A 13947-nucleotide genomic window follows, 5' to 3' on the forward strand; every position below is an offset into this window, starting at 1 on the left:
TTTAATATGTTGCGAAACGCAATGTATTAAATCAAATAAGCGATATATAAATAGTGTATCGCTATTTAAGGTAATGGAGGCACCTTTGTGAAAACCATGTTGATCCGTAGAGTGAACGATCGTGTCCGCTATTACCTGATTGAGCTTTATCAAAACCTGTTCGGTGAATGGATGGTGATTCGAACCTTTGGCTCCTGTAGGGCTCTCAAGCCAACCGGTGTCATACGAAACTATTTTTTAGATGAGAATGATGCGGAACGCTCTATCGATATGCTTGTACAACAAAAAGAGAAAAAAGGGTACGAATCTTTTACACACCAATCAAAGGAACACTCATGTATTCATTTCTAACCATTATTTCAGTCATTATGATTTTCAAAGGGGTTGTATTTCTATTAGGAGAAGCCAAATACATTCAATGGAGTGAATTACCCCATAATCTTTATGCTTTTGCCGGAGATCATGTTTCCTGGATCATTGTGGGATTGTTTTTGATTCTAATATTTTATGGACATGTGGAGCAAAGAAGAGCTAATCGCAGGTATCAGCAGATACCAACAAGTGACACCTATGCATCGTGCAACCCTCATCATCTCAAAGGGGGAGGGCAGAGCTGTCGGCACTGCGGTTCACGTAGTATTCGAAACTGGGGGCGTACTAGTGCAAATGATTCAGAGCGAATCTTTATTTGCAATCACTGCGGAAAGGAGTTGTATCGTAATGGATGATTAATCAGGAGTTTTTTAATGGGGGAAGCATATCGCTTAGTGGAAGATTCCACTCTTTAGCCAGAAGAATTAAATGGGATAAATTGTAATTGGCTTGATTCTGTCGGAGTTCAATTCGAGCGATAAAGGAAGTGGAGTTATGTCCGAGAATATTGGCGAGTTTGAGTTGGCTGACGTTCCGTTCTTTACGTATTAATTTGATGTGTTCGGTCAAATCATCGTAATATTCTTTAATATCTGCTCTCTCTTCTTTAGACACATAAACCACCATAACTTAGATGGCTCATATTAATCAAATGGCACACGCATAAACAATCACTATTAAGTGAGTGTAAAGAAGGCAGCATCTATAATTTGCCGCAGTAAAAATCAAAAGGATAAAAATGAAATCTGTATTATTGACGACGCTATTATCGATGTCGATAGGAACGTGCCTATTCGCTTCTGAAACTTCAGGTACTTCTACGTTTAAAGACTATATCGAAAACGAGAAAGATCATATCTTTTCTGTAGTTGCGGAGACACAAAACGAAACGATGCTCTATTGGTACGCAAGAGGATTTTTTGGGATAGGGTATTCCGATAGAGAAAAAGTGCTCGAAGACGCGTGTTTAAACATGGGCGGGACTATCACGGAGAAGAAAAAAGGTGAAGCATTCTCTATGAAATGCTCTGCACCGAATCAGCAGGGATTTACTGCACAGAAGGTGAGCAATGGTAATCATGGAGATCTACATTATTTGGTCAAACACGACTCTCCTCAGATCGGTGGGTATGCTATGAAAGGGTACGTCCGGATCAATGAACTCGATAAAAAACCGTTGACAGATGTGTTGGTAGCCGGAGAAAGTAGTAGTAATTTTTTTAATGCGTATGGATATTGTTTGACAAATAATGGAAAATACGTGATCAGTAACATCGAAACCGATAAGAAGCCAGTGAGTGCTGAAACGTATCTTGAAGGCAGAATGAACAAGGTTTTACATTCTTTATTTACTCAAGGCAATCATTGGTGTGTTGTTCCTGGGCAAGAAGGAAAAGCATTGTTTGAACTTAGTGCAACATTTAGCAGTACCGGCTATCCAATATTAAAAAAAGAATACGTTATGGATGTTCCAGTGTTGGATAAATTGGAATCATATAAAACCATGGTGACACGTAAAAAGCTACAAGAGAGTGCTCAAAACAATGATGCACCTTCGAATACCGATGAACAGATGAAAATTTCGAAAAAGCCATCCGCTGTTGAAAACGATTTGGCATCAAAAGTTTTCAAAATAAAAGATACGGTTCTTTCGCGTCAAGGCGGCAATATACTAGAGGGGATATATCTTGGTGAAAATGATCAAGGCTGCCAGCTTGTAGCGGTAAGCAAATCTTCCGGACAGCAATACACACATAATTTTTTGACACTGAGTGCAAATGCACCGGAATGGATTATGAATTTCAAACAGTGTCAGGGAAAACCGACGGAATATTTAGGAGAGTCGTTTGAAAAGATTTTTCCATCCGATTATAAAGTGGAGATGGAATTTCGGCGAGTAGTCGATATGTGTAAAGTTCGTGGCACTGGAATAGGCAGTTATTTAGGATATAACATGGACTGTAAACGTTTAGGGGATACATTAAAACCAGTTTATGAAGTTACAATGACTAAAAAAGAACGACTTGTTATGCGTTCTTACGAAAAATAACTCTTAAAAATGCTTCTCAAGCCACTCTTGCATAGCGGGGTGGCTTTGAAATCGATAGATAAACACACCGAACATCAATAACCCCAACGCCAAAATACCTACTGTTATTTCATGAGCCGTAAAAGCACCTACAGCGATTATAATCATTAAGAAGACAAACAGATATGGCATGACTATTTATTGTTGTCCTGATGCTTAATACTGCGTTCATATTCCTCTTCTGCATGGCAGAAGTAACAAAGCGTTCCATCACCCATCGATCCAACTGGATTGATTTTGCATTCACGACACATCATCGAGGATTCATAAAATTCGAAATGACTTTGAATCACTGAGCCTAAATCATAAATCTGTTTGTATGCAAGTTCACGAGTGACATGCTCTGAAGTTGTTATGATCTCCAGCCCGACATGGCGTTTGTAAAAGAGATTCCGGACAAAGGATTCATCGTAGGATTCGAATGCAGTAACGCAGACATCAACTTTATTGGAAGTTCGACATTTGGGACGGATAAATAGATTCCAGAACATGCTTAAATCTCTTTCAAATGTGATAGATACTGATCATGCATCTGTTTGATTTTCTGATGGTTCTTAATCCAAAGTAGATAGTCTTTTTTACCCATAAATAGCTTCTTTTATACCTCTTGTTTCGATAACACTTTTTTGATACGTCTACGCATACGGTAATTTGCACTGAACACAGCAATGGCAAAATAGCCCAACATCACCAATGGAAGCTGCTGTAGATTTATTTGAAAATACTCAATTGCAAGGCAGGCCGATGCAAGTTGTAATGCAGCAAAAAGAACAGCAATCTTATAGAGCTTTTGTATGTACCAAAATACCTCTGTTGTCAAAAACAGCGTGACACTCACGAAGATGAATAAGAGTGACATAAAGTCCATTAGATACCTTCTTTAGGAACTATGGTTTGAAGTTGTCCAAGTTCTTCACAATAGCGATCTCTTTGCATATCTTGTTTGACAGCAATCACAATCGTAGCGATCAGTGCAATACTCAACAATAATATGAGGAACCAGAGAGAATAGTTGTGGGTATAATCGATGATCATTCCGGTAGCAAGAATACCAATAAAGATCCTTGCACCGATTTCGACAAAGGATTTATGATTATGCTCTAATTGCTCAATTCGTTCTTGTAAAGCAAACATCTCTTCCATCAAATACCCCCATATATGTGTAAATATCATTATTGATCAAAACCGCTAAGTTCCAAAGAGAAAAAAGGAACTAAACGAGAAATATTATGATAACCAAAAGTTATCGGAATGTTTTATAAATATGACAGTATGAAATAGTATGAAGTGCTAGGGGAAAGGACCCTTGAAAAAACTATAGAAAATATTCAACGCAGATGCGTGCGATTTTAAGACTCTTACACTTTTAGTGTACTGTAGTTGCGATTCTGATTTTTAGAGGCGAGTATCAACACTTATGAAAAATGGTTTTGATACACCTCGATGAGATCATCGATGATGCGTTCGATACTTTTGAGTGACGTTGATACCGATTCGGTATAGGCAAAAACGAAAGATTTTTCCTCTTCATTGATCGACAGTGAAGGGAAGGTATCGGACGAGAGAGTAGAATTTAATGCTTTAGCAATTTTACGGAACTCCTGAACGAGCAGCTTGGGTTTAATCGTACACTTATGACAAAACTCTGCGAGATCGTAAGTGGTGAGATTGTCCGGTTCGAACGTATCTCCAAATGCCATCGAGTAATCCTGCGCGAATTGAGGATAGAGTGAAACGTTGAGCAAATCATAAAATGGCGCGAGATCGATTTTGGACTTTGTAATGAAAAAGGAGATGTTTTTGGCATGAGCATCATAGTTGCCGATGATAAGATTGAAAAGTGTCCATCGAATCATCTGTTGTATCGCAAGCGCGGGGACGGAACATCTATCGGCCAGTGCAAAGAGGTTTTTAAAATTGGCTTCCGAGCGATAATGCTGAACGTCTCTTTGAGAACCGTAAGGGCGTTCATACTTTTCGCTAGGGGAGAGGTCGAGCATTTGACACCCATCGACGATGTGGAGCCGTTCAACTGAAGTTTTAGAGATATAGCGGCGATCGAACCGTTTGACCGATAATACCGCTTCGTCATTAAACCTGAGCAGTTCTACTTCGGCAGTCTGTATTCCTGAAGCATATGCTAGTTGCATCGATAGGTATTCATTTAAAACCGTATAGTGTTCGTTTTGGGTATCGAATTTTAAAATATGTGTCGAGCACAAATCCCCTTCGCCAAACCCGAATTGTCCCTCATGAAAAAGAATAGGGAGTTTGTCCTGTATTCCTGCCAAACTCAGGCGTGGTCTGCCATCCCATACGGTGATACTTTGTGTTCGGCGCTGGATAATTCTCTCTTGCAATTCCTCTAGCGCAACTGGTCGTAGCTTAGTCTGCTGATCAATATGATCGTATGTGCTAAAAAAAAGAGCTCCTGCCGTATCGAAAGATAGTTTTTCAATCAACCCGAAGATATTAGATTTTGAGATCTGAAAATAGCGACTGAGATCTTCCAGACCTCTCCCCTCCGGCAACAAATTGGCAAAGAATTTTTTGAGAGTAGAGGAGGAGGGGAAGGTATCGAAACGAATGTGCGGCGATAGCACAAAGCCGTTTTCTATCCATGCTTCCTCATAGCTAAACGAAAATGTTTCATCGCTTGGATTGTAGGAGAGCTCGCCGATCTTGGTATGGGCAGAGAAAAGATTGAGCTTCATACATCATCACCTATTTGTACATACAGCTTAATACCCAGTTTGTCGCACACTTCCAGTACTTTATCAAACATCACGCTACCGCTTGCCGTTTCTATTTTTGATATGGTCGAGAGACTGACATTGCAAAGCAAGGCAGCTTCATGTATGGTCAGTCCAAGATTGGTCCGTTTGGAACGAATGAATTGGGCTAAGAGTTTTGGATCGATCGGACCGTTGCGTGGTGGGGGAGAGGTAGGGACGATACGTTTTGCCATGGTGTCTCAATAATTTTGTATTTGCATGATTATATAACATAAAATTGAAATATAGACAAAAATACTGCAAAGACATAATTAATAATGGAAAATAAATAGATATGAAGAATAATTATGTGTATTCATAATTTAAAAATATTCTATGTAGCACGAAAAACAGTTGAGACTGTAAAAGATCCTTATACGTTTCAGACTGACTTAGCTTAGAAATCCAAAAAATCATATCTAAACTCATTATGCCAAAATAAAGGCTTCCATCAAGAACGCTTTTTTATTGCATTTAGTAACTCATTATTGTAGTAGTCAAAAAAGTATTGCTCCGGCATATTGCTTGTATATGGGGCATAAGTTGTATGTGAGTCTAATAATCCAAAATAATGATTCCGAATATATTTTTTGCATCTCAAGTAAGCCTCATCTATTGAAGTAAGAGATAGTGTATCAAGATCAGGAAAAAATTCAGTCATGCATGCGTAGATTATTTGAGTAATGCCATATAAGTGGAATGCTACCTTTTCGTAATCTATAACTATTGTATTATGTAAATTATTTTTTTGTAAATATTCAATTTCATTTTTTAATGCGATTGAAGTACTCCCGCTATAAAATGATTTAAACGCATCTATGCATTTAAACTGATGTTGTCGTAAAAATTTTCCTGTCATCTCTTCATCATATTTATCATGTCCAATTTCCTCAAACATATTTTTAACTTTTTCTATATTGTATTGACTGGCTATCCGCTTATTAATTTCTGCCAATTTGTTTCTAGGATACGTAATATTAAACTGTAAATTGCCATACGATTTGCTTTCATATACGGTTTCTGTGATTTTAGTATTTGAGTTGACATTGCCTACTGGATCTCTTTTCAATTTCAATGTGACACCATTGTTTTTTTGATTCAAAAAGTCAAGAATATTTTTTAAATCATTTTCACTAAGTGACAAAAAAAACTTTTCATATTTTTTAGTAGGTAATTTACCATTAATTTTTTTCTTAATATTGCCTCTCGATTTATCTGAAAATTCAAAAATTTCTTGCAAATACGTTACTAATAACTCTTTTTTTGCCATTATTGTATTCCTTTTAAAAGCTATCTGCTCATGATTGTAACATAAGTATTTTTGGTTTTAAAACCAAAAAAGTATGAATTTAAATGACTGTTTTTTTTGTAAAAATTTGGTTGTCCAAATTGGTTTATATTAATCCAATTTGATTCAATTTCCTATAAAGGTATTCAAATGAGTCAGCAAGAACGATTGTTAAGATTAAAGGAAGTGCTATATCTTACACGCATTTCCAAATCTACAATTTATGAAAATATGAAAAAAGGGTTGTTTCCGAAACAGGTTAATCCATCACCAGGCGTAAGTGCGTGGAAGGAAAGTGAAATCATTGCATTAATGAATGGAGAGTGGAGGAGTAGATCATGAAGTATGAAGAGACAGTTGGGGCTACCTCTTCATATGAAAATTCTGTCGAAAAAACAGAAGAAGTATATCATGATTTATTTTGGAGCAATATTTTAACAAGAGATTTGTATGAAACTGTCAAAAAATTTGATGGGATTATCCAAGCAAGCTTGGATAGTATCGTTGTTAGCACGTTATGCGCACTTCCTTCATTGTGCGACGGCGCAACTGTTAGCCAATCCAAGGATGCTAAAGGCCGTCCTATTATTCTTTTCTTTGCTTATTTCGCAAGATCCGGTATGGGAAAATCTGTATTGGCAAATACAGTAAGAAAATACATGCTGTTTTGGTTGGACGATTTTTATATACAAGAAGAAAAAAAATCAAAAGATTTTGTTTTCCCTGATGTATTTTTAGATGCTGCTTCAGCTGAGGGCTTTGAACAATCCATTTCCGCCAAAAGTGCGCCGCACTTTTTTTTAGATGAATATGGGAAGTTTTATAGAGCCTCAAAAAATGATACGGTCAAAGCAAGCTTGCTGAGAGGGCTAATGCAAATCTTTGATTCAGGGGTTTTAATCGCTCGAAAACTCAAAGATAGTAAGCGTTCGAAGCATTTGATAGTGCAAGGTATGGGTTTATATGCCGCAAGTACAATAGGACCTTCAAACCTGACACAATCTGATATGAGAGATATGATTAGCGACGGTATGTTGAACCGGTTTTTGGTCATTTTTGGCGAGATCAAAGATATTCCTTTGCGCCAAGAATTATCAAAATATGACGCTGAATCCATAGAATATTTCGCACGTACTTTTCATGAGTACGCATCTGAAAAATCGTATTATTTGGGTGTTGAAGCCACAAATGTATATGAACAATTTCATAAATCGATTAATACACGATTTCGTCAAAAATACGAAATTTTTGATGATACGGCAGGCTTTGAAATCCGACTTCTAACTATAGTTCAACGAATTGCCATGCTTATGCAGGTTTGTATCAATATTGAAAATGCTTCGCCGAATATAACTGAAATCAATAAAGATGCGATGGAACGAGCTGTTCAAATGTTGAATTATTTACATCAAAAACACTTTAAAGAAGTGATGATATACGCTCACGATAAGCAAAAAAAGAGTGGTCTTGAAACTCGTATTAAAAATCAGCTTTTAAAAGGGGAAGCTTTAGGTCTGAGAAATCTTGTTAGAAATGTAAGCCCTGCTAGTACCGCTGAAGTCACAGCTATTTTAGATGACCTTATTGAGCAAAAATGGGCTCAAAGAGAAGGACCAACCAGATATTCTAAGGTTAAAACCGACACCGACAAATAAGTATAAAAGCTTTTAAATACGGGCTTTATATGGATTCTTGAAGTAATTATAGGCAACCGACAATATCTGACAGTGTCAGTTTCGTCGGTAATTCGTAAAGCAACCTTACCGACATCTATAAGGTTGATAGCATCGTAATAGAATACAATTTGTCGGTTGTCGGTAGCGCGTTTAGATTTGGAGAAAAAACTATGGATTTGAATGAATTAGATAATACCATCGCACTGGAAACCGTAATGGGCTCAAACGACCGGTTAAAAGCCATTAGGTGGCTTTCAAAACAGAACATACTTATTGTATATGAAGTGTTTAAAATGAAAAAAAATCATTTTTATAAAATCAAGGCGGAAGGAAGGGTAGAAGATCCGCTTCTGATTGAATTAATTGCTTTCTATATAGCGGTTAAAGAAATGCTAGCTCAAACGCATATACCGAATCGTAAAAGTCGATCAGGAAATTTTGGATTTTTAAGAAAAATTGGTGATACACGTGCTAATCAACTTCGTAAATCACGAAAAAATTTAAAATTAGAAAAGCTTTTGAATTTGCAGGGCATAGTGAAGACACTCATTGAAGAGAAGCAGTATTCGTATCGTCAAGTTTCTGAATATTTGAAAACCTATCATCGCTTTTCAGTATCTCATACAAAAATAGGCCAATTTTATCAAACCATCAAAAAAGGACAATAAATGGAATGGTTAGCATTTATTCTAAGTATAGCCATAATTGTCACGGGCTATTTGATTATGAAATATCATATGCTAGAAAAAGCAATGATAAAGTTGTTAGATGAGTTTTTAGATCGCTACAACGATCATTTTGACAGAATGAGCGATAGCATGTATAGCAATTTGGAAAATGTAATGGCAAATATTTATAAACAACATTCCGATGATTTTAATAAGATAGTATACCAAACGGTAGAAATTAAAGCGTTGTTAATAGAGATACGAAAATTATCAGATACACGTTTTAAAAATGAAAAGCAGATTCAAAGATTGAAGTCAATTTTGGATCGGCAAGAACGAAAAAACAATAAAGAGGATGAAAAATGAAATTTTCACAAAAACCAAATCCAGACAAGATCATTAACATGATCCTGAAAGAATTTGAAAAATTCCCGAATATAGTCTTATCACCAAAGATGATAGAGGATATTAAAACTTATATTTTGTTTGATAGTTCGAAAGATCTGTATTATGAAGCTGGTCGACTGTTTTACAATCGGTGGCCACTTTTTTTAATTCGATGGATCATTAGGGAAAAACATAGAAAGATTTTTGCTCCATCCTCTTTAACGGGGGAGGCGGTTAATCTTGTCGCTGATTTACAAGTAAAGCAGGCAAAAAAGCTACTCTTTAAAAGTAAGCAAAACAATTTTTACTAAAAGCTATCATATTCCAATTCAGAAGAGTGTAAACTCTTTTGGAAACCTTCTGTAAATTTTTCTGTAAACTCTCTGATTATTAATAAGTGTAAAATTTAATATTTAACTACCTATTTTAGGACAATTTATATAATCTTCAATCGCTGAAGGAAACGGGGGTAAATAATACAGCACAACCCTGTTTTTGTTATTATTGCGGGTTGAACTTTACAAAATCAGCGTTAAACTTTTCCTTTCAATATTTACACAAGAGTAGCTTCCTCTTCAACCCAAAGCGTCGAGTCGCTTCAGCTTTTGAACTGAGCTTTTCGGACTATTCAAAATCAAAACAAGTTACCGGACTAGTAAAAACCGTGTAGCGCTATATGCGTCGAAGAGATTCGTAAAACCTACCAAAAATCCGTTTCCGCTTTTAGGATTAAAATCAAAAGATATATTGACTCAACATCGAACCCATGCTTGAGATGGGAATAAACGAATTTAAAATGGAATAACACTATGAGAGGATCTGTGGATTGGCAAACAGCTGAACTAGTCAAAGTTATATTTGTTGAAGGAACTAAAAAAGAAGATCGGGTCAATCCAACTCACTCAAATTTCCTATGTGTATCTAGTTTTAAGACCATGGAGACATATCGATCCGTTTTGAACAACGCGGGACACTGGATGAAAGAATTTTATTGCATTAAAGATTTTGAACAAATTACTGCCGAACATATCGAAGCATATATGCTTTATAAAATCGAATATTACCCATCAAAACAGTATCTTGCAAAAATTTCAGCTGCCCTTGGAAAACTTGAAATAGCTTTAAAGCGTTATACACTTCAAAAATATGGTGTGGAAAAACACTATGACTTTCAAATCAGGCAGTTACACTTAACGATGGCTAAATCATTGAATTGGGTATATGACGGATATCGCAATCGAGTTTATACAAATCCTTACGCTCTTATTGCTTCAATGACGAACCCTTTGCATACTATAGGGGCATCCATACAGGTCCAGGGCGGTTCGAGAGCCGAAGGAATATGTCTGATTAAGGCTGAGCAATTACATGGTTACAGGATTGATAACATTATCGGAAAAGAAGTAGGAGTGATAGAAACAAAAGAAAAAGGTGGCAAAATAGGGGATATTTTAGTTAATATTGAAACATATCAAAAAGTTGAGGCTATTATCAAAATGGATGGTAAATTCAAAATCAATTATAAAGCATATACGGAAGAAATTCGGAATGTATGTAAAAAGCATGGAGTTTCGTGCGAATCTAGTCATGGATTTCGTTGGACTTATGCGCAACGTAGGGTTCGTGAATATCAAAAGGCAGGGTATTCCTATGAAGAAGCGCTCCAAGGAGTCTCATGGGAAATGAAACACTTCAGATGTTCAGTGACGGAACACTATTTAGGTTAATATATTGACGATTTTAATAAATAAGACTAGAATATCGTTAATATATTGTTTATTGGATGAGCATGTTGGCATTTGATCTTTCAAGCACCAAAGAGATAGTCAAAGAATTGGCTTCCCGTGCCAAAATAAAGCGTAAAAAGTTAGGTATGACTCAAAAGCAATTCGCTGATCATATCGGTATGAAATTCAGTACCTATGCACGATTTGAAAAAACTGGTCTGATCTCTTTAAATAACTTTGTTGATACATTAAGGGGATTGTATTCAATCGATGATCTCGAATCTATTCTTATCGATAAAAATATAAATCTGCAAATCAAGTGGTAAGTAGGCGCTAGTTTACTTGTAATTCCTTTTCAAAATGATACGAATAAAGGTATTAATCATATCATTATATGATACAATTAAACCATGCAAGCGTATCAAACTTATATTTGGCAGAATAGTGACTGGCCACATTTTACCTACGACCTAACTCTATATCAATCCTTACTGCAAGAGATTTGCTATCAGCAAGGACTGCTTGATGGCATTTGCAAAGGATTGAACGAAGAACATCTGCTTGAGATGCAAAGCGAAACACTTGCACTCGATGCCGTGAATACTTCTGAGATCGAAGGCGAAATTCTCTCTCGCGATTCTGTCCGATCCTCTATCTTTAAAAAGCTTGGTATTTCGTATGAAACACAAGACCGCTCTACCGTCAAAACCGATGGACTAATCGATATCCTCCTCGATGCGTCCCGAAATGCTATACAGCCATTTGATGATGAACGATTATTTTCCTGGCACGCTGCACTTTTTCCAAGCGGTTATTCCGGTATGCATAAAATCAACGTCGCTTTGTATCGTGGAGATGAGCCGATGCAAGTTGTTTCGGGACGCATCGGAAAAGAAAAAATCCATTACGTAGCACCGCCGCGTGAAATTGTCGAAGATGAGATGAAACATTTTTTTAATTTTATCGATAGCCCAAATGATGAAAATGGCTATGTACGCGCTGCAATAGTACACCTATGGTTCGTCATCATTCACCCTATGGATGACGGTAACGGACGTATTGCACGTGCATTATCGGATATGATGCTTAGTCGAGCAGAAAATAGTGCTGTGCGTCTATACTCGATGAGTGCATCGATAAATGATAATCGACGAAGCTATTATGATGTTTTGGAACAGACGACGACTGGTGCAATGGATATCACGGTGTGGATAGGATGGTTTTTAGAAATGATTCTTACCGCACAAAAGAATGCTCATAAAATTATCGAAAAGATAGTTGCAAAGACCCGTTTTTGGCAGGTACATATCCACACCGATCTTAATTCACGTCAGAAGAAAGTACTGAATCGTCTTTTGGATGCCGGACAAGAGGGATTTAAAGGTGGAATGAATGCTCGTAAATATGCTTCACTGTGCGATTGCAGTCGAGTAACCGCGAGCCGTGATCTTAGTGATCTGTTGAAAAAAGGATTTATTGTCAGTCATGGTGCTGGTGGGCGGAGTACCAGCTATGAAATTGATTGGGGATCCAAATGAGTTCTCAGACGCAGCAATTTTACGAAAACAACTCGTATGATCTTATCAAACGTTACGACACTGCAGATATGTCAGATCTTCATCAATTGCTAACTCATCACATCCCATTCAAAAGTAAAATAATCGATATCGGTTTTGGATCGGGGCGTGATCTGGCTTTTTTGAACTCTCAAGGATTTGAGATATATGGAATGGACCCAGTAGAAGTATTTGTTGTTCAAGCCCAACATCGCTTTCCTGATATTCGTGAACATTTTGAAGTGGGCTCATTCATATCCAATGATCTTCCATTTGAATGGTTAACCTCATTTGACGCAGTAATCTCTATTGCTGTATGGATGCATTTAAAGGCTGCTGAACGTTCAAAGGCAATAGAGTTCATCCAATCATTGTTGAAACAGGACGGACTGATTATATTAAGCTTTTCACTTGGTTGTCGTGAAAGTGATGATGGACGCCATTTTGAGCCGCTGGAACTGCAAGAAGTGATTCAGGAATTCAGTGATTCAGGATTTACAGTGATCGAATCAATATGTACCAATGATTCATTGGGACGTGATTCTATAGAGTGGGCTACGGTGGTATTCAAACGATGATCGATGTAGAGGCGCTAAAACAAATCAGCTTTATTGTCGAAAATGACAAAACCTCCAGTACTTACAAATACGTATTGCTCAAAAGTGTCATTGACGCTTCACAGCGGTATGACCACCTAATACGTGTTGAAGATTCCCGTGCATATATTCCTCTTGGGTTGATCATTGAGCGGTGGATGTTTGATTATTTCACTTTCGTTTTTAAAGGGATCCGCCAACAGCATAGCAATACCTCCAAAATCCTCAACAAGCCGATCGAAGAAGCTTATGATGAGGTCTTCAATCTGCTGCATCTCAATCGCAATGATCCATGGGAACAAGCCTATAAAGCGATGCAATCGGCTTTCAAAAATACAAATCAATCTTCCGTAATTGCAAAAGCTTTTCTAACCCTTGCACAGGAACTCGCAAAGACGATAACTACGATGCCAATGCAGTTTATTGGTAAAGAACATTATGAGATTTTTCAACCTGATATTACAAAATATGGATATATAAAACTGGCACCTAATGAGAGTTGTACGATTCTATTTCTCACTCAGCATTTTGGTTATTTTTCGATCAGCGAAACCCATTACAACCTATTTCGATATCTGGGGCAGAATCTCTACGGTACATCAACGATAGCTTTAAAATGGAAAGAAAAAACCGATACACTCAATGATCAAGCCCGTGAAGCGATGCATATCATTGATCGCCTCTCAAATGATGATTTAGCGATTGAACGAGATACAAGTGATATACGTTCCATTTTAGAAGATGGGATGGAATGTGTTTGGTCAGGTAAGGTTCTCACTCCTAAGACAAGTGATATCGATCATGTACTGCCTTT

The 13947-nt window shown here is 37.1% G+C and carries 21 protein-coding genes; 13 read left to right on the plus strand and 8 right to left on the minus strand.

Going from position 1 to position 13947, the window contains the following annotated elements; all coding sequences use genetic code 11:
• The first annotated feature begins 96 nt into the window (after positions 1 to 96).
• Positions 97 to 351: a WGR domain-containing protein gene (locus PHC76_RS12870; protein WP_300210385.1), complete on the plus strand. Its 255-nt coding sequence runs from the start codon at positions 97 to 99 to the stop codon at positions 349 to 351.
• On the plus strand, positions 336 to 728 hold the full coding sequence (locus PHC76_RS12875; protein WP_300210348.1) for a hypothetical protein: 393 nt from the start codon (positions 336 to 338) through the stop codon (positions 726 to 728). The genes PHC76_RS12870 and PHC76_RS12875 overlap by 16 nt, the downstream gene beginning before the upstream one ends.
• Before the next feature lie 4 nt (positions 729 to 732).
• Here the strand turns inward: PHC76_RS12875 and PHC76_RS12880 are convergent, their stop codons facing one another.
• Entirely contained in the window at positions 733 to 987 is a 255-nt protein-coding gene (locus tag PHC76_RS12880) for a helix-turn-helix transcriptional regulator (RefSeq protein WP_300210351.1), read from the minus strand.
• Positions 988 to 1111: 124 nt separating this feature from the next.
• On the opposite strand from PHC76_RS12880, the gene PHC76_RS12885 reads away from it, so the two are divergent.
• Positions 1112 to 2422 carry a hypothetical protein gene (locus PHC76_RS12885; RefSeq protein ID WP_300210353.1) on the plus strand — a complete coding sequence of 437 codons (1311 nt, stop codon included), beginning with the start codon at positions 1112 to 1114 and terminating at the stop codon, positions 2420 to 2422.
• Between the two features lie 3 nt (positions 2423 to 2425).
• Here PHC76_RS12885 and PHC76_RS12890 read toward each other — a convergent pair whose 3' ends face one another.
• The 7 genes from PHC76_RS12890 to PHC76_RS12920 all read right to left on the minus strand — a co-directional run bounded on the left by PHC76_RS12890 (position 2426) and on the right by PHC76_RS12920 (position 6505).
• Positions 2426 to 2593, minus strand: a complete 168-nt coding sequence (locus tag PHC76_RS12890) for a hypothetical protein (protein WP_300210354.1) — start codon at positions 2591 to 2593, stop codon at positions 2426 to 2428.
• A gap of 2 nt (positions 2594 to 2595) precedes the next feature.
• Entirely contained in the window at positions 2596 to 2952 is a 357-nt protein-coding gene (locus PHC76_RS12895; RefSeq protein ID WP_300210356.1) for a hypothetical protein, read from the minus strand.
• A 107-nt stretch (positions 2953 to 3059) separates the two neighbouring features.
• Complete coding sequence (locus PHC76_RS12900; RefSeq protein ID WP_300210358.1) at positions 3060 to 3329, minus strand: hypothetical protein; 270 nt, start codon at positions 3327 to 3329, stop codon at positions 3060 to 3062.
• Complete coding sequence (locus PHC76_RS12905) at positions 3329 to 3604, minus strand: hypothetical protein (RefSeq protein WP_300210360.1); 276 nt, start codon at positions 3602 to 3604, stop codon at positions 3329 to 3331. The genes PHC76_RS12900 and PHC76_RS12905 overlap by 1 nt, the downstream gene beginning before the upstream one ends.
• A gap of 272 nt (positions 3605 to 3876) precedes the next feature.
• Positions 3877 to 5175 carry a HipA domain-containing protein gene (locus PHC76_RS12910; RefSeq protein WP_300210362.1) on the minus strand — a complete coding sequence of 433 codons (1299 nt, stop codon included), beginning with the start codon at positions 5173 to 5175 and terminating at the stop codon, positions 3877 to 3879.
• Positions 5172 to 5429, minus strand: a complete 258-nt coding sequence (locus PHC76_RS12915; protein ID WP_300210363.1) for a helix-turn-helix transcriptional regulator — start codon at positions 5427 to 5429, stop codon at positions 5172 to 5174. The genes PHC76_RS12910 and PHC76_RS12915 overlap by 4 nt, the downstream gene beginning before the upstream one ends.
• A gap of 257 nt (positions 5430 to 5686) precedes the next feature.
• Entirely contained in the window at positions 5687 to 6505 is an 819-nt protein-coding gene (locus PHC76_RS12920; protein WP_300210365.1) for a hypothetical protein, read from the minus strand.
• A 168-nt stretch (positions 6506 to 6673) separates the two neighbouring features.
• Here PHC76_RS12920 and PHC76_RS12925 point away from each other — a divergent pair, with 168 nt between their 5' ends.
• The 10 genes from PHC76_RS12925 to PHC76_RS12970 all read left to right on the plus strand — a co-directional run.
• The gene (locus tag PHC76_RS12925) at positions 6674 to 6865 is read left to right on the plus strand and encodes an AlpA family transcriptional regulator (RefSeq protein WP_300210367.1); all 192 of its coding nucleotides are present in this window, start codon (positions 6674 to 6676) and stop codon (positions 6863 to 6865) included.
• Positions 6862 to 8178, plus strand: coding sequence for a hypothetical protein (locus tag PHC76_RS12930; RefSeq protein WP_300210368.1), 1317 nt, complete (start codon positions 6862 to 6864; stop codon positions 8176 to 8178). The genes PHC76_RS12925 and PHC76_RS12930 overlap by 4 nt, the downstream gene beginning before the upstream one ends.
• 149 nt (positions 8179 to 8327) lie before the next feature.
• Positions 8328 to 8867 (plus strand): hypothetical protein, encoded by a 540-nt coding sequence (locus PHC76_RS12935; RefSeq protein WP_300210370.1) that lies wholly within the window; start codon positions 8328 to 8330, stop codon positions 8865 to 8867.
• Entirely contained in the window at positions 8868 to 9233 is a 366-nt protein-coding gene (locus PHC76_RS12940) for a hypothetical protein (protein WP_300210372.1), read from the plus strand.
• A complete protein-coding gene (locus PHC76_RS12945) occupies positions 9230 to 9565 on the plus strand; it encodes a hypothetical protein (RefSeq protein WP_300210375.1) in 336 nt (111 codons plus the stop codon). Before PHC76_RS12940 ends, PHC76_RS12945 begins: the two co-directional genes overlap by 4 nt.
• Positions 9566 to 10063: 498 nt before the next feature.
• Complete coding sequence (locus PHC76_RS12950) at positions 10064 to 10981, plus strand: PRC-barrel domain-containing protein (protein WP_300210377.1); 918 nt, start codon at positions 10064 to 10066, stop codon at positions 10979 to 10981.
• A 62-nt stretch (positions 10982 to 11043) separates the two neighbouring features.
• Entirely contained in the window at positions 11044 to 11307 is a 264-nt protein-coding gene (locus PHC76_RS12955) for a helix-turn-helix transcriptional regulator (protein ID WP_300210379.1), read from the plus strand.
• Positions 11308 to 11391: 84 nt separating this feature from the next.
• Positions 11392 to 12519, plus strand: a complete 1128-nt coding sequence (locus PHC76_RS12960) for a Fic family protein (RefSeq protein WP_300210382.1) — start codon at positions 11392 to 11394, stop codon at positions 12517 to 12519.
• The gene (locus tag PHC76_RS12965) at positions 12516 to 13115 is read left to right on the plus strand and encodes a bifunctional 2-polyprenyl-6-hydroxyphenol methylase/3-demethylubiquinol 3-O-methyltransferase UbiG (RefSeq protein WP_300210383.1); all 600 of its coding nucleotides are present in this window, start codon (positions 12516 to 12518) and stop codon (positions 13113 to 13115) included. Before PHC76_RS12960 ends, PHC76_RS12965 begins: the two co-directional genes overlap by 4 nt.
• The coding region (locus PHC76_RS12970) for a hypothetical protein (RefSeq protein WP_300210384.1) at positions 13112 to 13947 on the plus strand (836 nt) is incomplete at its 3' end. The genes PHC76_RS12965 and PHC76_RS12970, both read left to right, overlap by 4 nt.

This window comes from Sulfuricurvum sp., assembly GCF_028710345.1.
Classification (GTDB): domain Bacteria; phylum Campylobacterota; class Campylobacteria; order Campylobacterales; family Sulfurimonadaceae; genus Sulfuricurvum.